At 55.6% G+C, this 23,982-nt stretch carries 18 protein-coding genes and 1 riboswitch; of the genes, 15 read left to right on the forward strand and 3 right to left on the reverse strand.

Going from position 1 to position 23,982, the window contains the following annotated elements; genetic code table 11:
• The first annotated feature begins 18 nt into the window (after positions 1–18).
• The 3 genes from OLTU_RS25095 (at position 19) to OLTU_RS25105 (ending at position 5,285) form a co-directional block, all read left to right on the forward strand.
• Complete coding sequence (locus OLTU_RS25095) at positions 19–3,828, forward strand: Ig-like domain-containing domain (RefSeq protein WP_218110252.1); 3,810 nt, start codon at positions 19–21, stop codon at positions 3,826–3,828.
• Positions 3,829–3,899: 71 nt separating this feature from the next.
• The gene (locus tag OLTU_RS25100; protein WP_176736940.1) at positions 3,900–5,066 is read left to right on the forward strand and encodes a type IV pilus twitching motility protein PilT; all 1,167 of its coding nucleotides are present in this window, start codon (positions 3,900–3,902) and stop codon (positions 5,064–5,066) included.
• A 15-nt stretch (positions 5,067–5,081) separates the two neighbouring features.
• Positions 5,082–5,285: a hypothetical protein gene (locus tag OLTU_RS25105; protein WP_218110253.1), complete on the forward strand. Its 204-nt coding sequence runs from the start codon at positions 5,082–5,084 to the stop codon at positions 5,283–5,285.
• Between the two features lie 18 nt (positions 5,286–5,303).
• On the opposite strand, the gene OLTU_RS25110 is transcribed toward OLTU_RS25105, so the two are convergent.
• A complete protein-coding gene (locus tag OLTU_RS25110; RefSeq protein ID WP_176736941.1) occupies positions 5,304–6,476 on the reverse strand; it encodes a DUF2252 domain-containing protein in 1,173 nt (390 codons plus the stop codon).
• 122 nt (positions 6,477–6,598) lie between these two features.
• Positions 6,599–6,706: riboswitch (TPP riboswitch) on the forward strand.
• A 69-nt stretch (positions 6,707–6,775) separates the two neighbouring features.
• Here OLTU_RS25110 and thiC point away from each other — a divergent pair.
• The 6 genes from thiC to murJ are packed head-to-tail and all read left to right on the forward strand — an operon-like array spanning position 6,776 to position 13,626.
• Positions 6,776–8,533, forward strand: coding sequence for a phosphomethylpyrimidine synthase ThiC (gene thiC, locus OLTU_RS25115; RefSeq protein ID WP_141735481.1), 1,758 nt, complete (start codon positions 6,776–6,778; stop codon positions 8,531–8,533).
• Positions 8,530–9,588, forward strand: a complete 1,059-nt coding sequence (locus OLTU_RS25120; protein WP_141735482.1) for an FAD-dependent oxidoreductase — start codon at positions 8,530–8,532, stop codon at positions 9,586–9,588. Before thiC ends, OLTU_RS25120 begins: the two co-directional genes overlap by 4 nt.
• A gap of 10 nt (positions 9,589–9,598) precedes the next feature.
• Positions 9,599–9,799: a sulfur carrier protein ThiS gene (gene thiS / locus OLTU_RS32095; protein ID WP_176736942.1), complete on the forward strand. Its 201-nt coding sequence runs from the start codon at positions 9,599–9,601 to the stop codon at positions 9,797–9,799.
• 5 nt (positions 9,800–9,804) lie between these two features.
• Positions 9,805–10,593, forward strand: coding sequence for a thiazole synthase (locus OLTU_RS25130; RefSeq protein WP_141735484.1), 789 nt, complete (start codon positions 9,805–9,807; stop codon positions 10,591–10,593).
• A gap of 1 nt (position 10,594) precedes the next feature.
• Positions 10,595–12,055 carry a thiamine phosphate synthase gene (thiE, locus tag OLTU_RS25135; protein ID WP_141735485.1) on the forward strand — a complete coding sequence of 487 codons (1,461 nt, stop codon included), beginning with the start codon at positions 10,595–10,597 and terminating at the stop codon, positions 12,053–12,055.
• The gene (gene murJ, locus OLTU_RS25140) at positions 12,052–13,626 is read left to right on the forward strand and encodes a murein biosynthesis integral membrane protein MurJ (RefSeq protein ID WP_141735486.1); all 1,575 of its coding nucleotides are present in this window, start codon (positions 12,052–12,054) and stop codon (positions 13,624–13,626) included. The genes thiE and murJ overlap by 4 nt, the downstream gene beginning before the upstream one ends.
• A 35-nt stretch (positions 13,627–13,661) precedes the next feature.
• On the opposite strand, the gene OLTU_RS25145 is transcribed toward murJ, so the two are convergent.
• Both OLTU_RS25145 and OLTU_RS25150 read right to left on the reverse strand, forming a co-directional pair.
• Positions 13,662–14,621 (reverse strand): hypothetical protein, encoded by a 960-nt coding sequence (locus tag OLTU_RS25145; protein WP_141735487.1) that lies wholly within the window; start codon positions 14,619–14,621, stop codon positions 13,662–13,664.
• 89 nt (positions 14,622–14,710) lie between these two features.
• Positions 14,711–15,391, reverse strand: coding sequence for an START domain-containing protein (locus tag OLTU_RS25150; protein WP_176736943.1), 681 nt, complete (start codon positions 15,389–15,391; stop codon positions 14,711–14,713).
• 240 nt (positions 15,392–15,631) lie between these two features.
• Between OLTU_RS25150 and OLTU_RS25155 the strand changes: the two genes are divergently transcribed.
• The 6 genes from OLTU_RS25155 to OLTU_RS25180 all read left to right on the forward strand — a co-directional run bounded on the left by OLTU_RS25155 (position 15,632) and on the right by OLTU_RS25180 (position 23,659).
• Positions 15,632–16,663 (forward strand): transaldolase family protein, encoded by a 1,032-nt coding sequence (locus tag OLTU_RS25155; RefSeq protein ID WP_141735489.1) that lies wholly within the window; start codon positions 15,632–15,634, stop codon positions 16,661–16,663.
• A gap of 55 nt (positions 16,664–16,718) precedes the next feature.
• Entirely contained in the window at positions 16,719–17,378 is a 660-nt protein-coding gene (locus OLTU_RS25160; protein WP_141735490.1) for an O-methyltransferase, read from the forward strand.
• Between the two features lie 78 nt (positions 17,379–17,456).
• The gene (tatB, locus tag OLTU_RS25165) at positions 17,457–18,104 is read left to right on the forward strand and encodes a Sec-independent protein translocase protein TatB (RefSeq protein WP_141735491.1); all 648 of its coding nucleotides are present in this window, start codon (positions 17,457–17,459) and stop codon (positions 18,102–18,104) included.
• 240 nt (positions 18,105–18,344) lie between these two features.
• Entirely contained in the window at positions 18,345–20,087 is a 1,743-nt protein-coding gene (gene ggt / locus OLTU_RS25170; RefSeq protein ID WP_141735492.1) for a gamma-glutamyltransferase, read from the forward strand.
• Positions 20,088–20,202: 115 nt separating this feature from the next.
• Positions 20,203–20,823 (forward strand): DUF4360 domain-containing protein, encoded by a 621-nt coding sequence (locus tag OLTU_RS25175; RefSeq protein ID WP_141735493.1) that lies wholly within the window; start codon positions 20,203–20,205, stop codon positions 20,821–20,823.
• Positions 20,824–21,088: 265 nt separating this feature from the next.
• Complete coding sequence (locus OLTU_RS25180) at positions 21,089–23,659, forward strand: U32 family peptidase (RefSeq protein WP_176736944.1); 2,571 nt, start codon at positions 21,089–21,091, stop codon at positions 23,657–23,659.
• Positions 23,660–23,982: the final 323 nt, after the last annotated feature.

Genomic DNA, 23,982 nt, shown 5'->3' on the forward strand with positions numbered 1-23,982 from the left:
GGCTTATTGTTGATCCTGATGACAGCCTGCAGTGGCTCCGGCAAAAAATTGCCCAAGGTCACTGCTCACACGGATACGGACGGTGTGCCGACGGAATTAACCGGGCCGCAGCCCCCGACCCTCCCGGACCGTCCGATCCCTCCGCCGCCTTCGCAGGCTCCGGATCAGCTGCCGGTCCCCAAACCGGAGCCTTCCGCGCCAGACGTTCTGCCTCCGATTGATGACAGCGTGCCGGCTCGTGATCGGGTGCTCGCTGCCACAGGGCGCCTTTGCAGTGATACCGATTTTGGAAAAACGGGTCTTGAGGTTTGCTGGAAGTCCGGTGTGGCCAGGGCCATTTCGCGTTTTGATAGCATCACGCTGAATTTTTCCCTGCAGCGCGGCAGCGGTGGACTGGTGGAGCAACTGGCTCAGGACCTCGTGAACCGCAACTTTCAGATGTTGGACAGCAAAGGTCAAAAAATTCAGGGCACGCTGGTGTGGAAGGATAATCGCACCCTGCTGTTTGATCCTTATCAGGAGCTCTTGCCGGACACGACGTATCAGGTTCAAATCCTGTCGGAACCGGGTTCACCGGATCGCCCTATTTCCAATCACGGTCGACCACTCACGCCCTTTCATCTGGAGCTGATGACCGGCTCAGCCTTTCGCATGACTCATCGTCTCGATGGAATCGATCTTTCCCTGCAGCAGGGTCTGCAGCTGAGTCGTGATCTTCATCCCAGTCCTGTGCTGGAAAGTCAGCTGGAGGATGCGGACAACGCCAAACGTATCAGTCTGCGGCGTCTGGGTTCACGGGATGCCTGGCAGGCCTGTGATGGGACCTGTGGTTCCACCCGTCTGACTGCTTCATTAAAGGGAACTCTTGCGCCCGAGCCTGGTGTGAATGCTTATGAATGGGCCATCACCAGTCAACGTGGGGAGACCTACTATCGGCAGCTGGCCTTCCTTTGGGGGGACCTGACGGCCGCGCGCTCCTCGACTCCCATTCATGCGGCGCTGGATGCCAACAACGGACTGCCGGCTTTTGCCCGTTTGATCAGCGATTTTGCAGCCGGGCGTTTTACCATGAACTATGTGGATGAGGGCGGTCAGGTTTTTCCGCGGCTGGATTTTAACGGGATCATGGCTGTGAAAAAGGGAGCGTATCCGAGCGTGCTGCCTGGAAATTGTGATGGGCGTGCCGGAACGCAGTTTATTTATCTGCAGAATCTGGGGCCCTTCTGCAATCTGCCCGTGTCGGGTCAAACGCCGATTCTGGGTGGCTGGGTCGGCAAGGTGAACTATAAAGCCGTGAGTGATATTTATGTCACCGAAATGAAAATTGATAAGTCTGCCGGCAATGTCAGTGCCCGCCTTGTGCCGGAGCAGGATAATCTTGCGGTTCATATGGGTGTGAAGCATTTCCACGGGCGTTTGAAGATTATTATTCGCATTGATGAGGCGAAGTATTTGGGAATATCTGTTCCCGGTGCCACGGGTTATTTCATCTTTGATACCGCGTTCAGAATGGAAGGCCCACTCCGTGAGGCGCACGCGAAGACGGATATGAATGCCAAAAGTGGGCGCATTTCTCTAAGGATTCGTGGGATCGAGCACTTTGATTTGCGGCAGCCCAGAAACGGGGAGGCTCAGGGGTCCACCTACTTTGATACCAAGGATTGGAATGATCATGTGGTGGTGACCGATCCGGAACAGATGGATCCCGATTCGGGTCTGTGGGCGAGTATTGTGAATCACATCGTGAATCAGGCGGTTCGCGAGAAGGTGGAGTCCTTTAAACCGCAGATTGTGAATGGCATCGCCCGTGATATCATTCAGATCGTGGCGCCGAACAGTCTCAGCACCATAGCCCATCAGTTGGGGGAAGGGCTAACTCTGCCCATGCCCTATTATTTGCCGGAGCCGATCGCCTCCTATCAGGCCAAAATCAAAGGTCAGATTCTGGATGGGCTCGGACTGGAATCCACGGCGGACAATCGTTTTATTACCGCAAAAATCGCTGTGAATATCGAAGGGATTCCACTCGAGGGTCAGGAGCCGGCGCCGCCTCTGAAAGGTGACCCGGGTGTGCTGCAGTTGAGTCAGGGGCCTTTGCCAACACCGCGGGAGCTGGGGCTGTCAGTGGCGAACGGTTCGCTCTTGTCGCTGCCGTTGGATGCCATGAATCAGACGATGCATGATCTTTGGCGCAAGGGCATGTTCAATCTGAGCCTGAATCAGCAGGTGATTCGCACGATTGAACGATTTGCCGTCTTTGATCCCAATCAGCTCAAGAACGGCAAGGAAATCCTGCTTGCGGAGTTTATTCCCAAGCTCATGAGCAGTGACCTGACGCGTGTGCAGGCGATGGGGCCGGATGGAAAGCCGATCACGATTGGGCGTGAGGATATTATCAACCTCACCATAAAACCTTTGCTGCCTCCGGTGATTCAGCTGCGACCGGATGCGAGTGAGGCACGGGCGCTGCCGCGGTTTGAACTGGCTTTTGGTGATATGCTGATGGAGGTGAAGGGTCAGCATGAGGGTCGCGCTTATACGCTGGCCACGATTCGCATGGCCCTTCGTTCAAAGAGTACGTTGAGTTTTAAGAACTACAGCAATCCGAAAAAACTCAAGGCCTTTGAGAAGGTCGGTGCGCTGAGCCTCGTGATGGATCGCAGCGCGGAGTCGCTCGATTTCATGGTGGAAGTGCTGGAAGGGCCGGACGCCAATCCGTTTGGATTTGATACCGAAAAGCTCCGTTCCGCCGTCAATAGCATGGTGGATGAACTTTTTCTGCCGTTAGTCAATGATACGCTGCGGGAGCTTCCTCTCACAGGTTTGAAAACCTGTGGCCTCGAATTGGATGCGGGGCAGCTGGCTTTTATGCCCGTTCCCCGTCCGCATGCGGCCAGCACTCTGGTTTTAAAGGCTCTGATCCAACCCTATGCCTATAGCGGTCACTGTGATTTGAAACCGGATATGCCGGCGAACCCCGAGCCTCTGCCGGATCCGGAACCTGAGCCCACACCTACGCCGACTCCCGGTCCGGGTGGGCAGCCCGGTGATGCCGATGGTGAACCGTTACCGTATACATTGAGTATGGACTTTGATCCCATTCCCTGGCAGCTCGGAGCCAGCGGCATCCTGCCCGAGGTTGAGGACGAATGCCGGACGCAGGTGTTTTATGATGTGTCCTGTGCCTCGGCGCGGGTTGTGTATCGCATGGTCAACGGTGTGGTGGAAAAGGATGAGCGCGGGCGGCCGATCTATGACTATACCTTGATTCGACTCTTTACCCTGGTGAGCAAGGATCAATATCAGCTGCGGAAAAGCGATCAACCGTCGGTGGAAGGGCAGTTCTTTGATTTCAATCGCTGGCCGGAATATGCGCAGGGCTATGAAGAGAATTTGATCTTTCACGAGTCGATTCGTATGCGTTCGGTCGAGACGCAGTATGGAACCTTTCTGCGGCACTATGTGGATTATGAAACCAATTCACCCAAGGCTTCGGGCTTTATTCCGATTCGCAATGTGACCATGCATCGGCTTTTGGAACGGCCATTTACCGGAGCGGAAATCTCCACGGAATTTTTTGTGGATCTCAGCGCGGCGGTGCCGGTGCCTGAGGGACGACGGCCTTTGACCGGGGCCGAAGGGTTGGATTATCATGTCGGCAATATGCATGTGGTGGATTGTGGGAAATTGTCCTGGTGCAATGATTCGAGTCAGTGGCTGATGATTTATGATTCCAAACTGCGGCCCGAGGATAAGAGTATTCCTGAGGATGTGGTGCCTTATTTGAAGGCGGCTTTGAATTCCATTGTGGCAGGCATGTTTCCCTGAACCATGAATCCTCATGGTCCTCTCAGACGTTGGACGCTAGAATGGATGGGTCCAAAGAGAGAGGGAGGAACATGAACAGCCTGAGTGAATTAATTCAAGCCGCACGCCGTATGCAAGCCAGCGATATCCACCTGGAATCGGGTGGCCCTATCTATTTTCGCTGTGATGGCCGGATCAAGAATCAAGGGGGGCCGCTCAGTCTGGACAAACTGCGGCAATGGACCATGGACCTTCTGGGTCCGCGCTACGATACCCTCAAGGCCGAGCGATCCTTTGATCTTTCCGAGCAGCTTGGCGGTGCGCGCTGTCGGATTCATATCTTTTATAGCGCGCGTGGTCTTTCCTATTCCATTCGACTCCTGGCCCAGGGGCAGCCGACCCTGGCCGGTTTGAATCTGCATCCGAACTTTGAGAAGATTCTGCAGCTGGAGCATGGGCTCGTTTTGATTTCCGGGCCGACGGGATCGGGGAAATCGACGACGCTGGCGGCGCTGATTCATGAACTCAATCTTAAAAAATCGCTGAATATTATAACGCTTGAGCAGCCTATTGAATATTTCCACAGCAATCAGAACTGTTTGATTCGGCAGCGTGAGGTGGGTCGGGATACGCCGAGCTTTGACAAGGGTCTTAAGGATGCTTTGCGCGAGGATCCTGATGTGATCTTGGTGGGTGAGCTGCGGGATCGGGAGACGATTCAGCTGACCCTGAATGCGGCGGAAACCGGTCATCTTGTGTTCGCCACCCTGCATGCCTCCAATGTCAGCGAGGCGATTCAGAGAATTTTGAGCGCGTTTCCTGCGGAGATTCGTGACCATACCGCTGATCAGCTGGCTCAGGTTTTGCAAGTCGTGGTTTGCCAGAGTCTGGTGCACATTCCCAAGTTTGAGGAACTGGCGCCGGTCTGTGAGCTCTTTTTCACGTCCACGGCGGCGCGAAGCAAGATTCGCGGCGGGGATCTGGCTACGCTGGGTGACACTTATTATGGGGCTGCCGACATCGGCTGCCTGCATCGCGACAAGTATCGGCAGTGGCTGGAAGCCAAGCCGAAACTTCTCAAGCCGGCGCGTAATGCGGCTCCTGCACCCGCGACCGCTGAGCCGGTGGTGCAGGAGCGTTATGAGCCCGCGGCGCCTGTGCAGAAGAAATCGAGCAGTGGATCAACCGATACGGTTTATACTATCGAGGATCCGGATGATGATCTTTGGAAGGCTATTCGGGATCTGGAAAAAAAGTAGGCGGGGGGTCGTTCTTTGAATTTTGATCCTGGTTTTATCATGCTTGCTGCCATCTTCAGTGGACTTGGCTTTGTTTATTTTCACTATGGTCGGAAACAGGCGAAGATCATGTTGATTGTGATTGGTCTGGTCCTGATGGTGTACCCCTATTTTCTCGATTCGAAAATCTGGCTGGTCGTGTGGGGGCTCGTCCTCAGCTTTCTTCCCCGATTGCTTTAATGGACTGGCTGGCTTCGTTCACCCACCCCGAGCTGCCAGCAGCGCTTCCCCATATCGTCTCGCTTGAAACTCACTCTGCCGCGCAAGCCATTCCGCAAGCAGGGTATTCCCAGTCAGAGTTTTCTTATGCAGCTGAGCCAGCAGATAAACCTGCTCGGTGAGCATCGCTTTTCTCTGTTCCGGTTTCAACTCATCCAGGGAAACCTCAGCACTTAGCCGGCTGCGCATGAGAAAGGGTTTGCCCTCAAAATACACAAAAGCAAAAAACCTGGGCCAGTTCTTCCCCCAGATGTTATCCAGAATATCCTTGCGGGATAACGTCTGCTTTTGCGTCCAGGGTCCGCGCTGACTCGCGGGAGAGGTCAGCTCCTTGAATTCGATCAATTCCTGGGTTTGCGGCGCGGTTTCCACGAGGAGCCAGTAGCGATCCAGGCCGGCGCTGCCTCCGGATTGTACCTGAAGCTGCGAGGCATCAAGCCTCCTGCAGGATGCACATGGGCTGGCCGCAGTTAGCAGAGTGAAGAGCGCCTCGGCCTTGTCAGGCGCAAGGGCAACGTTCCCCCCGACCAATTTTATTTTCCCTTTGTTTGTGCTTTTTTTCAGAATCTTTTCCCGTGTTGCATCAGGATCCGGACGCAACGCCTGCGAAGGCTGTTCCTTTAGTTCTCCATCATTCAGAAAGTGCACATAGGCCCGCCGCAGATTAGCTTCAAGCGCAATGTCCTTCACCATGATTTTCAACGTTGTGAAGTACCGCAGCGCATCAAAAAGCACGGGACACGCTCCGCTGTCATCCACATCATTGTAGGTATACTTAAATACCCCTGCAAAGACGAGATAACCAAAATTTTCCGGATGTGGATCGCCAAAGCAGGGCCCGAGAGGCCCGTGGTTGCTGATGCGACCCAGCTCATCATACCAGGTGTTGACGAAGGATCGCATGAATAGCAGCCCACTCTTATGGGAATTCCGCCATTTCTGTTGAAATTCCTCGGCGGTGAGATGCGGGTAGGATTGGTGAAAGTAATCCGCTGTCATCGACACGGCCGGAGCCAAAGGCTCCTGACTGAGTTCCGGTAATTTCAACGGGCGGGATTCCGACGTCAGGGAATCATCCACCTCAGGCCCACCGACACAGCCGATCAGCAGAAGAAAGATCCAGGCGAATAGCGTCATTTGGAACTGGTTCATGGTCAAGCCGCCTTGATGAACAGGAAGAGCCAGGGTTTCAGCCTTCCGACCATCATACATGCCGTTTGGGCATTGAGTAGGTCTTTTTCTGTTTTTTTTTAAAAGACTGTGATAACCATGGGGGGATTCGCCAGGGGTGCCGCAAGGCTGAGAGGAAGATCACAGGATTCTTCCAACTCTAGAACCTGAACTGGATAACACCAGCGTAGGAAGAGCGATCCGGCCGCCGGCCTCTCCTTTGCACACCTGGAAGTTTTTGAACTTCGACCCCAACGTATGCCTTCAAGGAGATCCTTTACATGGCTGGCACCCAACCTACTGTCTTCGAAAAAGTCTATATTCATGGCGAAATTCATCCGTTTCTGCGGGTTCCCATGAAACGTGTCCAGCTGCAGGAAAAAAACGCCGCGGGTGAAATGGTTGCCCTGCATCTTTACGACAGCTCGGGACCGTATACGGACACCGCCGCCCAGATCGATGTCAAACATGGTCTGCCGCGTCTGCGGGAATCCTGGATTGAAGCGCGTCAGGATACGGAGCTGAGCCCCGGCCATGCGCACAGCACCCTGATCAAACTCCAGGCGCAGAATCATCTGCCACTTTCCCAGCATAAACCCAAACGGGCCCGCGCCGGGAAAAACGTCACGCAGATGTACTATGCGCGGCGCGGCATCATCACACCCGAGATGGAATATGTGGCCATCCGGGAAAATCAACAGCGCGCACTCGAACGACAGCGTGTGGAAAGCCTCGACCCGGTGGCCCGTGAACGCGAGGAGCGCCTGCGCGGCAACAGCTTCGGCGCCCGCATTCCCGATTCCATCACGCCTGAATTTGTACGCAGTGAAGTGGCCGCCGGTCGCGCGATCATTCCCTGCAATGTCAATCACCCGGAACTGGAACCGATGATCATCGGTCGCAATTTCCTGGTGAAAGTGAACGCCAACATCGGCAATTCCGCCTTGAGTTCAGGCATCGATGAGGAAGTGGAAAAACTCGTCTGGTCCACCCGCTGGGGCGCGGATACCGTCATGGATCTGTCGACCGGAAAAAGCATTCATGAAACGCGCGAATGGATACTGCGGAATTCCCCGGTACCGATCGGAACCGTACCCCTCTACCAGGCCTTTGAAAAAGTGAATGGCCGCATCGAGGATTTCACCTGGGACGTCTATAAGCAAACCCTGATTGAGCAGGCGGAACAGGGTGTGGATTATTTCACGATTCACGCCGGTGTCCTGCGCGAGTACATTCCCTACACGAAAAACCGGGTGACCGGCATCGTTTCGCGCGGCGGCTCGATCATGGCTCAGTGGTGCACGTATCATAACAAGGAAAACTTCCTTTACACGCACTTCGATGAAATCTGCGAAATCATGAAGGCCTATGACATCGCCTTCTCGCTTGGCGATGGTCTGCGCCCGGGTTCCGTTGCGGACGCCAACGACGCCGCGCAGTTCGGCGAACTCAAAACCCTGGGCGAACTCACGCTAAGGGCCTGGGAACATGATGTGCAGGTGATGATTGAAGGTCCTGGCCATGTCCCCATGCATCTCATTAAAGAAAACATGGACCGGCAGCTGGAGCTTTGTCATGAAGCGCCGTTTTATACGCTTGGGCCGCTGACCACGGATATCGCACCCGGCTATGATCACATCACGAGCGGCATCGGAGCGGCCATGATCGGCTGGTTTGGAACGGCCATGCTCTGCTATGTGACACCGAAGGAACATCTCGGTCTGCCCAACCGTGAGGACGTCAAGCAGGGTTTGATCGCCTATAAGATCGCCGCCCATGCCGCCGATCTCGCCAAAGGCCATCCGGCGGCGCGTCTGCGCGATGATGCCCTGTCGCGGGCCCGATTTGCCTTCCGTTGGGAGGATCAGTTCAATCTCTCACTGGATCCGGAAACGGCACGCAAGTATCATGATGAAACGCTGCCGAAGGAGCGTTATAAATCCGCACATTTCTGTTCCATGTGTGGTCCCTCCTTCTGCTCGATGCGGATCAGTCAGGACATTGAGAAAAAATCAGCTGGAGGCACAGGTGAGGCATGACTAAACAGGCAGCCATAGCCGGCGCAGGAATCATGGGACTTTTGGCAGCTCGCGAGCTGCTGGATCTCGGTTGGAAAGTCCACATCTTTGAAAAAAGGACGGAAGCGGACTACCACCGCTCCACCAGCTTTGCCGCCGCCGGCATGCTGGTTCCTTTTACGGAATTGGAAAGCTCTGATCCCATGACGCATGCGATGGGCCTGGAAGCCTTGGAACTCTGGCCGCAGATTATGAATGCCCTGGGCGAGCGTGTGCATTTTCAAAGAAACGGCAGCCTGATCCTCACGCATGCGCGGGACAGGCCACTCTTTGATCAGGTCACGCAGCGCATCACGAGGCAGATGCCCAAGGAACAGTATCAATGGGTCCGGGTCGCTGATATCGAACCGGAGCTGGGCGAGGTCTTCGAACGCGGTCTTTATTTGCCGCTCGAAGGGCATCTCGACAACACCGAACTCATGCCGGCTCTGACCCGGCATCTGTCCCGCGGCGACTGCCGCATTCTCTTTGGTGAGCGGGTCGAGCAGCTGATGCCGCATATCATTGAAACCAGCAAAGGCAGCACCATCTATGACCTCGTCCTCGATTGCCGGGGCATAGGAGCCCAGAATGCCCTGCCCGACCTGCGTGGAGTGCGCGGGGAAGCCTTCCTGGTGGAAGCTCCGGCAGTGAATTTCCAAAGACCCGTGAAGCTGATGCACCCACGTTATGGCATTTATATCGTGCCGCGCGCGGATCATCGCTATTACATCGGCGCGACCATGATTGAATCGACCAGCGATGCGCCCATCACGGTGCGTTCCGCTCTTGAACTTCTGTCTGCCGCCTATTCCGTTCATAAGGGTTTTGGCGAAGCCATCATTCTGAACACCTATAGCGGTCTGCGTCCCGCGCTGCCACATAATGAGCCGCGCATGTTCTGTCAGTCGGGACGCATTGCCATCAACGGTCTCTTCCGCCATGGCTTTCTGGTGGCGCCGAGCCTCGCGCGTTGCCTGCGCCTTTACCTGGAAGACAAGCCCGTGCCGTATGCCGGACTCATGCAATTTCAATGAGGGTGCTCCCATGCAAATTCGCATCAATGGACAGTTTCGCCAACTCAGCGGTCCCACCAGCATCCAGGATCTTCTGGAGGAACTGGGCTACCGCAATCATTTTGTAGCTGTGGCTCTCAATCAGCAGTGCATACCCAAACAACAATTTCAGGAAAAACTCGTGCGGGACCAGGATGAAGTGGAAATCCTGGCACCAATGGCGGGAGGATAAGATTAATGTGGACCCTGGCTGATCGAAGCATTCAAAGTCGCCTGTTCCTGGGCACCGCCCGTTACCCCAGTCCGGAGATTCTGCAGCAATCCATCAAGGCCTCCGGCACCAATGTCGTCACCGTTTCCTTGCGTCGCGAATCAGCCCAGGAAAATACCGGCAATCGCTTCTGGGATTATCTTCGGCAAACCGGCTGTCATATTCTACCGAACACAGCCGGCTGCCTGTCCGTGCGCGAAGCCATCCTTACCGCACACATGTCGCGGGAACTCTTTCAGACCAACTGGATCAAGCTCGAAGTCATCGGCAATGATGATACGCTCCAGCCGGATCCCTTTGGAACCGTGGAAGCCGCGCGCATTCTTTGCTCGGAAGGTTACGAAGTCTTTCCCTATACGACCGATGATCTGGTGGTGGCGGAAAAACTTCTCGCCGTTGGCTGCCGCATTATCATGCCCTGGGGTTCACCGATTGGATCCGGTCAGGGTTTAAGAAATATTGAAGCTCTGCGCACGCTGCGGGAAAGGCTGCCGGAAGCCACGCTGGTCGTCGACGCGGGCATTGGACGTCCCTCGCATGCCGCGCAGGCCCTGGAAATGGGCTATGATGCTGTGCTGGTGAATACCGCCGTGGCTCTGGCTCATGATCCTGTGCAGATGGCCCAAGCCTTTGGCGCCGCGGTCCAGGCCGGACGCCTGGGTTATGAAGCGGGTATGATGCATCCCTCCTCGCGCGCGCAGGCCTCCTCACCCACCGTGGGCCTTCCTTTCTGGCATCAGGAAGGGGCGCACTGATATGAAAACGCTTTGGACTTTGGGTGGACACGATCCGAATGCGGTCGCCGGTGTGCAGGCGGATCTTTTGACAGCCAGGGCCCTTGGGGTGATGACCCGGACCCTGATCGGCAGTTTCACCGCGCAATCGGACCGTCGGGTCAGTTTAAGTGAGCCCGTACCCAAGCCCTGGCTGAAAGCGCAGTGGCAGACGCTGCGGGATCAGGAAAAACCGGCGGCGATTAAGCTCGGACTTTTGAATCATCGGGAGCTTCTGGTTTTTCTGCGGGAAGCTCTGGTGGAAATGCCGGATGTGCCGGTGATCGCGGATCCGGTGTTCGCCTCCAGCTCCGGGCATAATTTTTCACGCGACACACTGGTGACCGCCTGGCGTGAACTGCTCTTTTCACGTTTGACCCTGCTCACCCCGAACATTCCCGAAACGGAGCAGCTGCTCGGTTATCGCGTGGATGATCCCGAAACGGTGGTGCGGGCGGCGGCCGATCTACGTTCGTGGGGCCTCGGCGCGGTCCTGATCAAAGGCGGTCATGCGCGGGCGGCAACACCTGCGGATTATTTTGATGATGGCCAGCGGCCCTTCTGGTTGATCGGCAAGCGGGTGAATCGGGATTATCGGGGCACCGGCTGCACCCTGGCAGCCGCGATCAGTGCCCAGCTGAGCAAGGGTTTATCCCTGCGTGAGGCGGTGATCACAGCCCATGGTTTTCTGCAAAGCACATTGGCCCGCAGTGCCGCGGCGCAGGCTCCTTATCTTCAGTATGAAAGCGGGCCCTTCCCCTTGTCGGGTCTGAGCTATCATTCCGGCGAAGCGCAGGCGCAGCCTTTTCCTTCGATGGCCAGGCCTGGTTTTTATCCGATCGTTCCCGATGTCACCTGGCTGAAGCGCCTTGTGGATGCCGGCGTGCCCAGCCTTCAACTGCGCATGAAGGATGTCCCGGCGGAACTGATCCTGAAATCGATTCGAGAGGCGGTCGACTATTGCCGGGAGCGGGGCGTTCAGCTCTTCATCAATGACTACTGGGAGCTGGCCGTCGAATGCCACGCCTTCGGTGTGCATCTCGGGCAGGAGGATCTGGATCAGCTGGCGCCGCGTGATATCCGAACGATGCAGAAGAATGGTCTGCGCCTGGGCATCAGCACGCATTCCTATGAAGAGGTGGCACGCGCCATCGCTTTACGGCCTTCCTATATTGCACTGGGTCCCATCTTCCCCACCACCTGCAAGTCGATGACCTTTGGTCCGCAGGGCATGGAGCGGGTGAAGGAATGGAAGGCGCTCTGTGGGGATATTCCGCTGGTGGCCATCGGCGGCCTCAAGCTCGAACATGCCCCGACGCTTTTGGATTATGGGGCCTCAGGTCTTTCCGTCATTAGTGATGTTCTGTCTCATGTGAATCCCGAAGCACGGGTTCGGGATTGGCTGAATGCCTTCGCCACCCATGTGGGGCCGTGCTCAACATGACGAAAAAGGCGAAGACTTCACGCAGTGGGGCGCTGATTGTAGGTGCGGGGATCCTGCTCTCACGGTTGATCGGTTTTCTGCGGGAACGTGTGATCGCGCACTACCTGGGCACCACCGATGCCGCCGATGTCTTTCGCGCGGCTCTCCGTATTCCGAATCTTCTGCAGAATCTTTTTGGTGAGGGGGCGATGTCCGCCTCCTTTATCCCCGTTTATGCCAGCCTCCATGAAAAAAATCCGCAGGACGCGGCACGGGTCGCCGGGGTCATCGGGTCACTTCTGACCCTGATGACATCCATTCTGGTGCTGCTCGGCCTTCTTTTTACGCCGCAGCTCGTGGACCTGATCACACCGGGTTTTGCTGGGGAAAAACGCGAGGCGGCCATCACTCTGGTGCGTATCCTCTTCCCCGGAATTGGTCTTTTGGTTTTATCTGCGTTTTGTCTCGGCGTTCTCAATAGCCATCGCAAATTTTTTGTGCCGTATGCCGCGCCTGTGCTTTGGAGCGGGGCCATCATCGCCACCGCGTTTTTCTGGCAAAGCCCCCATGCCTATGTTTTCGCCGAACACCTGGCCTGGGGGGCTGTAATTGGAAGCTTTCTCCAGCTTGGCATTCAAGTGTTTCCGCTCTGGCCTTATCTCCATGGCATGAAGTTGAGCCTCAACTGGCGTTCCGAACCGGTGCAGACGGTACTGACCCGCTTTGTGCCCTCCCTTTTTTCGCGCGGTGTCGTCCAGATCAGCGCTTTTTTTGAATCGATTATTGCCAGCTTTTTGCGCACAGGAGCCATCGCGAATCTTGGTTATGCGCAGCTTCTTTATACGCTGCCCACCAGTTTGTTCGGCAGTTCGATCGCGGCCGCGAAACTCGTGGACATGTCCGTGGCGGAGCAAAGGACGGAGATCGCCAGGAACCTGACGCAGGGCATGCGGCAGCTGGCTTTCTTTATTGTGCCCTCGGCTATTTCGTTTTTGATGCTCGGGCATGTGCTGGCGGCCATCCTTTTTCAAACCGGGAAATTCACAGCGGATGATGCCCACAGCGTCTGGCTCATCCTCGCGGCCTCATCGCTGGGTCTCATGGCATCCACGCAGGGCCGGCTTATCACGACGGCGTTCTATGCTTTGAAGAATACGGCCACGCCCTTCAAGTTTTCGGTGGTGCGCGTGACCATCAGCATCCTGCTGGCCGCCTTTTTCAGCCTGTTTTTGCCGCGCATCTGGCCAATTCCGCCCGATTGGGCCACGGCCGGTATCGCCATGGCTTCGAGCCTTGCGGGTCTGGTGGAATTTTTTCTTTTGCGCAAGGCTCTGAGTCGGGACGTTGCTTTTGAAAATCTGCCGGCGCGGTATCTGGGGAGTTTGATTCTGAGTGCTCTGATTGGGGCCGCTACAGGCTATGCGGTCTTTCATTTTGCAGAGTCGCTGACACTGATACCGGTTTGGATTCGGGGCATCTTCGCGGTGGGGGTCTTTGGAACGATTTATCTCGGTCTGACCCTGGTTTTCAAGGTGACCGAATCGCAGGCCTTCTATCAGAAGGTGCGCCGGCGTCTGCCCAGCAGAAAATAGAAAAGGCTGTCCCAGGCCGGAGCAGCCTTCACGTTTCACTTCAGCTGCATGTTCCGAAGCAGAGCGCGTTTCCAGGCTTTCTTTGCATGAAGACCAACAGGCAAAGTCAGAGTTCCCGTCGCTGTTTCCGTCCCACGACTCATGGTGTAAGCCGGAGTCGCGTCCGGGCCGAACGTGAGGCTGCCCGTCCAATCATTCAGTTCAAGGTCATAGCTGCCGGAACTGTACCAGGTATTGGCCGTGGACTCGACCCAGGTCAGGCTCTTCCCTGCGTATTTCACGTATTCATTCTCACTGCTGTCAGCGCTGGTGCTGATTTGAATCGTCACACAGCCATCCGCCTGGCTTAAGGTATTTCCGGTCTTTGTTATCGTACAGGGTTCGTTATTTTCTGTGCTGGTGCTGCTAATACTGATGGAGGTCAGGTCCAGCGTCTGGCCTTCAGCACTGAGAACGCCGGCCACATCCGATTTGGAATTCGCCATGATAAGACTGTTGTCGCAGCCGGGATCTTCCATTTCCGAGAGCTTCTTGCCATTGAGGCTGCTCAGGTCCATGCCCACGCATGTTTGTCGAATGTACATGGAAGCCAGAGCATGGCTCAACTCCACCGTTGCACCTGACGTTTCAGTCTGCCAGGCTGATTGAAAGCAGCTGGTCAAATCCACACCATAATCCAGGATCACGGTATCACCCTCGGCCTTGACCGTGAGCTGGTCCATGATGTCCCCTATACAGTCTGGATCGGACTCTTCGGTTTCAGGTTCTTCAGCCACTTCGGCTTCCGTGGCCAGGAAATCGGAGCTATGGACGAGCAAATACATCTCCACATCGAATTTGCTCATCTCGCCCAGTGCTATGGGTTTGGCCAGATCGCTCGCTGAGAGTTTGCCGTTACCCGGCGTGATGGTGGTACCGGAACTGTTGTTGTCTTCGCTCTTTCCACAGGCGATGAGTCCACTCACTACGATCAAACCGATACCAAGGCGTTGCATGGGATTCTCCTCTATATGATGAACCCATTATAACAGAAAAAAAGAGGCCCCCTGAAAAGGGGCCTCTCGCGACCGTATATGCATGAGACTCAACGTTGTGCCAACTCATGTGCACCTTTGAACTTCGCTTTGATGATGGCATGTTCCTTCGTATCAGGACGCAGGGCCTGCACTTCCATGTTCCTCAGTGTGTTGGCTGGCCAACCCTTTTGCACAAGGTTCACGAGCCACTTGGGCAAGGCCCCTTTGGGGTCGGTTTGAATTTCAACCGTCACCTCGGTCGAGCCGTCGGGCCGGGGCACCAGTTTATAGAGACTGCGGACGAGCTCGGCCCGTACACCGATGGTTTTTGGCGCTTTGGGATGCTCCACCGATTTCAAATCGATCAAAATCTGGTTGGCCTCGTTGTCGATTTTCAAGTGACTATGCACCACATAGTCGCGATCCGTCAGAGGCCAGGGCAAATCATAGGCCGAGTAGGTGATCGACTCATAGGTCCCTTTTTCGATTATTTGGAAGTCCTTGATCATGTCGATCCATTGTTTTTTCTTTTCCGTATCCTCATCGAGGATGACCTGCGCGACTTTGGTGATGGGCACAGGCATGACCTTGACGCCTTTGAAGGCCACCAAAGGACTGCCAGGAACTTCCTTACGATAGACCTTAATCCCGTCCTTTTCGCCTACCAGTTCCCAGGCCGGGGCAGCAAAAGCAAAATGACTTATAAAACTCAGGCCCAGGATCAAACCCGCCTTCAAAATACTCTGCATGAAACGACTCCCGCGTTGCATTAACTTAACTGATGGGATCCGATTCGGCACTCTTCTGAAGGAACTGAGGTCGCTCTATATCTAGCTGATATTGCTATATATTTAGGAATATCTTTCCCTTTACTTATTAAAGCAGCTAATGCTTTTTGGAGCCCAAATGGGCTGGTTAAGGGCATTGTCCGCATTCGGTCCCTGTGTTAGCATCCGCCCCGAACTGTGACCCCGCGAAAGGATTCCTCAATGACGGCACCACTCCAATCCTTGGTCGCTTCCGGCACCAAACTGTGGCTGGACTCGATCGATCCCAAACTTGTTGAACTCAGCAAAAGCCAGGGCGCTACCGGCGCCACGTCCAATCCCATTATTGTCGCCAATATCGTCAAGACTGGCCTCATGGATGGAATGATTCGCCAGCTGCGTTCGGAAGGCAAATCGCCTGAAGACGTGGCCTGGACCGTGACCAATCATCTGGTCAGTGAAGCCGAACGCGTGTTTATGCCTGTTTATGAAGCAACTCACGGTAACGACGGTTATGTGAGTTTCGAAGTGGATCCTCTGCTCGAGGATCTCAAACTCGGTCCTCCTCACCAGGAGCGCGTGGCGCGTTACATCGAGCTCGGCAAATTCTGGTCGAAGGGCCACGCCAACCGCATGATCAAGGTTCCGGCCACACCTGCCGGCATCGATGCGCTTGAGGAACTGGCCGCCGCCGGCGTGAATCTGAACGTCACGCTGATTTTCTCGGAAGCCCAATACAACAAGGCGCGTGAAGCCGTCTGGAGAGGCGCGCAGCGTCTGGCCAATCGCGACCGCTTCAAGAGCGTTTATAGTATCTTCGTGTCCCGTCTTGATGTTTACACCGAAGAGCACGTCAAGGAACTCGGCGTCGGCCAAGGCTGGGTCGGCATCGTCAATGCCAAGCGCATCTGGGCGAAGAACAAGGCCTTCTGGGCTGACAAGGGCATGAAGCTGGAGCAGGAGATGATCTTCGCCAGCACCGGCACCAAGAAGCCGAGCGACCCCAAATGGAAGTATGTCGAGGCCTTTGCCGGCAGCGATATCGAAACCAATCCACCCGAAACCAATGAAGCGGTGGCCGCCAGCGGTCGCACCTTCACATCGCAGATTCAGCAATTGCCTCCCAGGGAAGTGCTGGATGCCATCGACAGGTATGTCGACTTCCAGAAACTCGAGGATTTCCTGATGGCCGACGGCCTGAAAAAATTCGCGGACCCGCAAAAGGCACTTCTGGAACTGATATCCACCAAATAATTCGTTATAAGAAAGAGGAGCCCCGCTCCTCTTTTTTTTTGGAAGGAACGCAGCCATGAAAACTGTTCCCATGACGGAAACCGTTTATGAGTACCTCGTCCAGCACCAGACTCCGCTGCACCCCGTCCTGCCTGAGTTGATCGCCATCACGCGCCAGCGCCCGGATGCCGGCATGCAGATTGCCGAGGATCAGGGTGTGTTCATGAATCAGCTGGTGCGCCTGATCGGAGCCCGCCGCATTCTGGAGATCGGCTGCTTTACCGGCTATAGCACCATCTGCATGGGCCTGGGTCTGCCCGAGGGCGGCGAGATCATCTCCTGCGATATCGATCCGGAAACCACCGGCATCGCCCGCCAGTATTTGAAGGCGGCGGGTCTGGAAAAAAAGTCGCAAATACTCCTGGGTCCTGCGGTCGATACAATGCAAAAGCTGCTCACCAATCGCGGCAAAAACAGCTTTGATCTGATTTTCATCGATGCCGACAAGGAAAATTATGGCAGTTACTATGAAATTGGTCTGGAACTCCTGCGGCCCAACGGTGTGATCCTGGCCGATAACGTGCTGTGGAGCGGCCGCATCATCGATCCCGCCGATAACACGCCATCCACGGAAGCTCTGCGTCGGTTCAATGCTGTTGTGCGCAAAGATAGCCGTGTGGAAGCCTCCATGCTCTCTCTGGCCGATGGACTCTATATGATTCGCAAGAAGGGCTGACACCTGGGGCGGCGCAGGTTAGAATAAGGGCGCAGGCGTCAGCGACTCGTCCCGTTTCCCCGTGAAAGGAATTTCTCTATGTTCGGCATTGGTCCCATGGAATTGATCGTCATCGCCATCGTCGCCATGCTCTTTATTGGGCCCGATAAACTGCCGGACCTCATGCGAAAGTTTGGAAAGGTTTTTGTGCAGGTCCGTCGGCAGGCCAATGAAGTGCGCAGCGGCTTCAACGATGTCATCCATGAAGCCGAGCGTGAATTTGAACTGGAGCGCATCCGCGAACTGCAAAAGAAACTGCAAAGCACCTCGCCTCAGCAGGTGCTGGACGCTGCCCTGGCCGATTCGCAAACCACAGACACCAAACCCCTGCTGGGTCCCGGTCTCGACGAACACGGTCATCCGCTGCCGGGTTACGATGAAAACGGTTATCCGCTGGCACCGGACGGCGCCACGCCTCAGGAGCCCGAACATGAGTATCATGAAGGGCATTATGTGGATGGAAAATTTGTGAAAAATGCCGACACTTTTGTTGCGTATGATCCGTCCTGGGACAAGCCAATGCATGAACTCTTCCCCTTGAAACAGGAAACTCCAGCGGAAGGCACGGAAGCTCCGGCTGCCGCTCCCGAAGCTGCCCCGGCACCTGCGGCTGCATCATCCGCGGCGCCTGCTCCTGAGAAAACGGCGGAAGCGGTGGAACCGAAGACCGAAACCAAGCCGACCTGAACCTGTTCGATTCCGACTCCGTGGACGGCCCCGTGTTGCGTTTTCGTAAGAGCCACGCGGGGATTTCACCGCAATCCTCCAGCCCACTTCCCCTGATCCTTTTCATGACATCGCAGACAGCACCAGCAGGCCGCGCCCGGGACCCTGGCACGTCGAAGGCTTGCAGCGTGCCGCACTTTTGAGTTACCTTGCAGTCGAAAGTCCTCTTTAATAGCCATACATCTGGAGTTGTCTGCTGCCATGAATGATGCATTACCACGTACAGGGTTTTTCCGGAGCAGAATCCTGACCACACTCGTTCTTTGGATCACATTTCCCCTTTTTCTTTTACAACCTTCCCAAGGCTATGGAGCCAGCCGCGCTCCGGTGTGGGGCCCGCGCGGCCTGGTCGCCACAGTCAGTCCCGCAGCTTCAGAGGTCGGAGCCAGCATCCTTCGTCAAGGTGGCAATGCCGCAGACGCAGCTGTCGCTGTGGGTTTTGCCCTCGCTGTAACCTGGCCAGCCGCCGGCAACCTGGGCGGTGGAGGCTTCGCGCTGGTGCGCAGCCAGGATGGCAAAAGTAATTTTATTGATTACCGGGAGACGGCCCCTGCAGCGGCCGACAAAAACTTCTATCTGGATGCCAAGGGCGAAATCATACCCGGGGCTTCGACCCGAGGCTTTCGCGCGATTGCCACACCGGGTACGGTGGCCGGCATGGCTCTTCTGCACAAAAAATATGGGAAGCTCCCTTGGAAAAAAGTTATCGAACCCGCCCGGCGCCTCGCGGTGGAAGGCTTTATTGTCGATCAATCGTTTGTCTCCATGCTGGAGTCACATAAGGAGCGACTGGAAAAATTTCCCGTCAGCCGCCGCATCTTTCTCAAGAACGGCAAGGACCTGAAGGTCGGCGATCGCTTTGTGCAGACGGATCTGGGCTGGAGTCTCACGCAGATTCAAAAATCAGGGGAAAGCGCCTTTTACAGTGGTACCATTGCCAAGCGTATGGTGGCGGCCATCAAAAAAGGTGGCGGCGTCATCACCCTGGATGACCTGAAGAATTATAAGGCCGTCGAACGTGCTCCGTTGGAAGGCCGTTATAAAAATTACCAGATCCTCACCGCACCGCCTCCCTCCTCGGGTGGCGCCCTCCTGCTCGCCATGCTCGGCATGCTGGAAAAGGATGATGTGCAGGCGCTGGGCTTTGGTTCGGCTGCGTATAATCACCTGCTGGTGGAAACCATGAAGCGGGCCTTTGCCGATCGCTCCGAATGGTTTGGTGATCCGGATTTTGTACAAAATCCGCTGAAAAAATTTCTGGCCCCTGATTATCTGGCCAAACGTCGGGCCAACATCAACATGAGCAAAGCCACGCCGAGCCAGGAGATTAAACCTGGGGATTTTTCGGATAAGGAAAGCCAGGATACCACGCATTACACCATCGTCGATGCTCAAGGCATGATCATCAGCAACACCTATACCTTGAACGGCAGCTTTGGCTCCGGCGTCACCGCCGAGGGCACCGGCATCCTCATGAACAATGAGATGGATGATTTCTCCAGCAAGCCAGGCTCCCCGAATATGTATGGCCTCCTGCAAAGTGATCGCAATGCGATCGCTCCCAAAAAGCGGCCGCTGTCCTCGATGACGCCGACCATAGTCCTCGAAGGCGGCAAACCCATCCTGGCCTTGGGCTCTCCAGGCGGCCCGACCATCATCAACTCGGTGTTTCAGGTGACGCTCAACACCCTGGCCTTGGGCATGGATATCCAGACAGCCATCGACGCTCCCAAGCTGCATCATCAATGGATGCCCGATCGGATTCTGAGCGAACCCTGGGGTGTAAATCCTGATACCAAGAAAATCATGCAGTCCATGGGACATAATTTTGGGGATCGGAGTTTTCACTTCGGCGATGTGCAGGCGGTGCTCTACGACAAGGAAAGAAAGCAATGGTCAGGCGGATCGGATTCGCGACATGGGGGTTCTGTCGCCGTGGAATAGGCGTGAAATATTTTTTGTATTGATGATTTTTTCCAAATGATTGCTGTTCCAACTTTTTATTCTCCCTGGAATCGCTAGTATCCAGACGAACAATTCATTCCAAGGGAGATTGCTTATGAAGTTTAGAAACTTTTTCCTCGGATTGCTTGTGTCATGCGCAGGTCTGATAGGAACACAGGCAGCGCTGGCCCAGGTATCCAATGTTACCATCAAGCAGTTCGCAGCAAGTGGCGATGGGTGCCCTCCTGGTTCGTACGACTACCTTTTAAGCTCGGACAAGACCACCCTCCAGATCCTCTTCAGCCAATTCATTGCGGAGCTGGCGCCGGCCGGAGAGCTTGTGAGTTTTCCTCCCACCCGCGGCTGTACGATTTCGGTGGAACTGAATCTGCCTCCCGGCATTTCCGTTTCATGGTACCGCACGGAACATCGTGGTTTCTCCGACACGACAGGCGGCGCCCGGGGACAATTCCGCGCCCGCTACTATCTGCCCGGTGAAGGTGGCTTTGACACCTTTAAAACCTATACCTTCAACCCCGGACAAGCTGGTGGCTATACGGTGGTGAATGACAATATCGGTGCGGGCTGGACCCGCTGCGGCGGCACTCAACTGATGTCGATCAATACCAGGGTTCGTCTCGACGGAAGACCCCACGGTTACAACACGTTAAGCGTGGAAGACGAAACGAATCGTGTCGAAACACTGCTTAGGTTGCGCTACAGGTCCTGTACGTGACAACTGCTCATTGAGGAGCTTTCCTTACGACCCACGTGTCCTCTCAGGAGGACCGCGGGGTCCTTGCCGTTTATCGAAGCCGCCACGCCCTTGAACCGGCTTGCGATACCGCCATTCTTCCCCTAATTCGCTGGCTTTGCTCTTCAAATCCTGCTATCCGATAGCCATCTTAGGTCGTAGCCGAGGGATTCCCATGTCACGAGAGATCAGTCATTCTCACGAGCCACAGAAAGCATCTCCAAACACTGGAAATTACAGTGATTTTGTGGTGCCAGAAATCCTCGCTCCGGCGGGCGGAAGGGCGCAGTTTTTTGCGGCTCTCCATGCAGGAGCCGATGCAGTCTATCTCGGCATGAAGGAATTCAATGCCCGGGGTCGCGCCGAGAATTTCACGCTGGAGGATCTGCGCAGTCTGGTGCCGTTGGCCCGCAGTCGCGGCATGAAGGTTCTGGTCACCATCAACATCCTTTTGAAGGAAGCGGAGCTGCCGCGTTTAATCGCGGATCTGGCTGAACTGCAGTGGATTGGGGTGGAAGCGGTCATCGTTCAGGATATCGGTGTGGCGCGTTTGATTCGCCGGGAATTTCCCAATCTGCGCCTGCATGCCTCAACCCAGATGGCTGTTCACAATGCGAGCGGCGTGCTGGCTGCTGCCCGCCTCGGCTTTCGCCGGGTGGTGATGGCGCGCGAACTGACCGCTCAGGAACTCAGAAAAATTCGTCGCGAAGTGCCGCGGGACCTCGTGGAAATCGAAGCCTTCTGTCATGGCAGTCTCTGCTATAGCTACAGTGGCCTCTGTTTCTTTTCCGGTGCCGAGGATGCCCGAAGCGGCAACCGTGGGGAATGTGCCTACACCTGCCGCAAGCCCTATAAGATTCTCAACGAGCCCGGCCACGGCTTTCTGTTCAGCATGAAGGATCTGAATACCAGTCAGGACCTCGATAAGCTGGTCACGGCCGGGGTCGACACGCTGAAGATCGAAGGCCGCAAGAAGGATGCCCAGTATGTGGCCACGAGCGTCGGTCTTTATCGCGATAAATTGAATCAACTCTTCGGTCGGGACACCGCGCCCCGGCCTTTGGCTCATGAGGCCCGCGACTGGCAGCGCGACATGGCTTTCAGTTTTCATCGGGAAACCACCACCTTCTTCGTGAAGGGGCGCTACCATGAAAACGTCATCGATCTGGCCAATCCCACCCACAAGGGTCTCCTGATTGGAACGGTGGGCCGCGTGGAAGGCCGCACGCTGGAGTTTATCACCAGCGAAGCCCTCGAACGCTTCGATGGTCTGCGCATCGATCCGGCCCTGGACGTGTATCATGCCAAACCTCAGCATGGGGATGCCATCAAAGCCAATCTGAAGACGGCCAAACGCAAGTATGCCGGCGAGGATTGTCAATTCTCTCTGCGGGATTTTACCGTTTCCCAGCAGCGTCGCACAGAAGCCAAGGCTGGTGAAAAAGTGCGGATCCAGGTGCCGGATGATGAGAAACTGCCAAGACCTGGCGACCTCATCTACAAGATTCGTTCCAATGAATTGAAGCGTCACACCGAGGCCCTGAGCCAGGCTCCTGATGATACGCGTCTGCGGCCCTTGCGTTCGCTTGATTTTCATATCGCATCCAGGGCTCATGATGGCGAACTGATCCTGACGATTCGAGCCTGTCTGGGAACCCGGACCCTCCTGGAAACAAACCTGACCGCTCCCGCGCAAAAACCCAAAACCGAGGCGCGGCTGCAAAAGGATCTGGAGGATCTGTTCACGATTTTCGGCGAAGCGGAAGTTCTGGCCGCGTCGTTGACCTTCGAGGGAGACTGGGGCTGGTTTGTGCCCAAAAGCCTTCTGAAACAGTTGAAAAAGCAGGTTTCGGAACAGCTCACGTCGGCTATCGACGCATACACGCAAAGCTCCCTGGCTGAGGCCAATGCGTCCCTTGCACTCCAGCGCAGCAAACGGGAAGCGGTGACAGCGGCCCGTTATCAAATCAAGATCGATCGTCTGGAGTATCTGCCCATCCTCCAGACTTATGCTGCAGCGCATGCGGACTTCGTGGTCGATGAGATCGTTTTTGAACCCAAGCGGGCGTTCCTCGGCAAAATATCAGCGGATGCAGCCTATGCCCAGCTGCGTTCCGTGGCCGAGGCCATGCAGGCCTCCCTGCGCCTCGCGCTGCCGACGGTGATTCGGGCCTGGGATGAACCCTTGCTGCGTCCCTGGCTCAGAACCTTTCAAAATGCCGGGCACACGCCCGCCTTTGAAGTCGGCAACCTCGGGGCGCTGGAGCTTTTGGATGAGGCCGGCTATCGACGTCAGGACTGCGACCTCGCCTCGGACTTCACGCTATATGCTTTGAATACCGAAGCCGCACTGAGTCTGCTGGAACAAAACGTCCAACGTGTTTGCCTTTCGGTGGAGGATGATCTGCCGAGTCTTCGTTCCAAGCTGCGCAACTGGCCGGCGTCAGTCGAGCCGCAGATTATCCTTTATAAGGACACGCCGCTTTTCATCGCGGAAGCCTGTTCCTTGACTGCTTTGCATCACGGCTGTCCCACAGCGGCCGTCTGCGGTTACCGCACGCTCGAAATTGAAAATGACGAAGGGGAACGCTTCTTCGTGGCCCATGAAAGCTGCAAATCCATCGTTTATGGCAAGGAAGCCTTCGCCGTGTCGGATCATCGGCGGCGCCTGATGGAACTGGGCGTTCGAGATTTTCGCCTGGATTTCCTGACCCGGGAATACACGGCGGAAGCCATGACGGCGATTCTGGATGGCATTCGTGAGGGTTTCAAACTCCCGGAAACCCATGGCGCGAATTTTGAAAGAGAACTGCTTTGAAAGCTGCGCTCGGCAAGGGCGCAGGGTTTTCAGCCCCGCTCTGCCAGGTGACTTCCCGAGATTTTACCCATAAAAACAGGGCGCTGCTTTTTCCCGGCGCCGCTTCTCCCTCCTCACCGTACGTCCAATAATCTGCAACTCACTGAAATAACTTCTTCATTCCGCCAGAATAACTCCGAATTGCCGCCCGCTTGAACGCTGGTGCCCTGCGCTTTTCCCTGGAATTCCAGCCCACTAGGGTATGGCCGCGCGTTTGCAATTCATTATGCAGCACACAATGGGAGGGTCCATGTGTCGCCTAAACAAGTCCCTGGGGTTGATGT

This window comes from Oligoflexus tunisiensis, from assembly GCF_001748245.1.
Classification (GTDB): domain Bacteria; phylum Bdellovibrionota_B; class Oligoflexia; order Oligoflexales; family Oligoflexaceae; genus Oligoflexus; species Oligoflexus tunisiensis.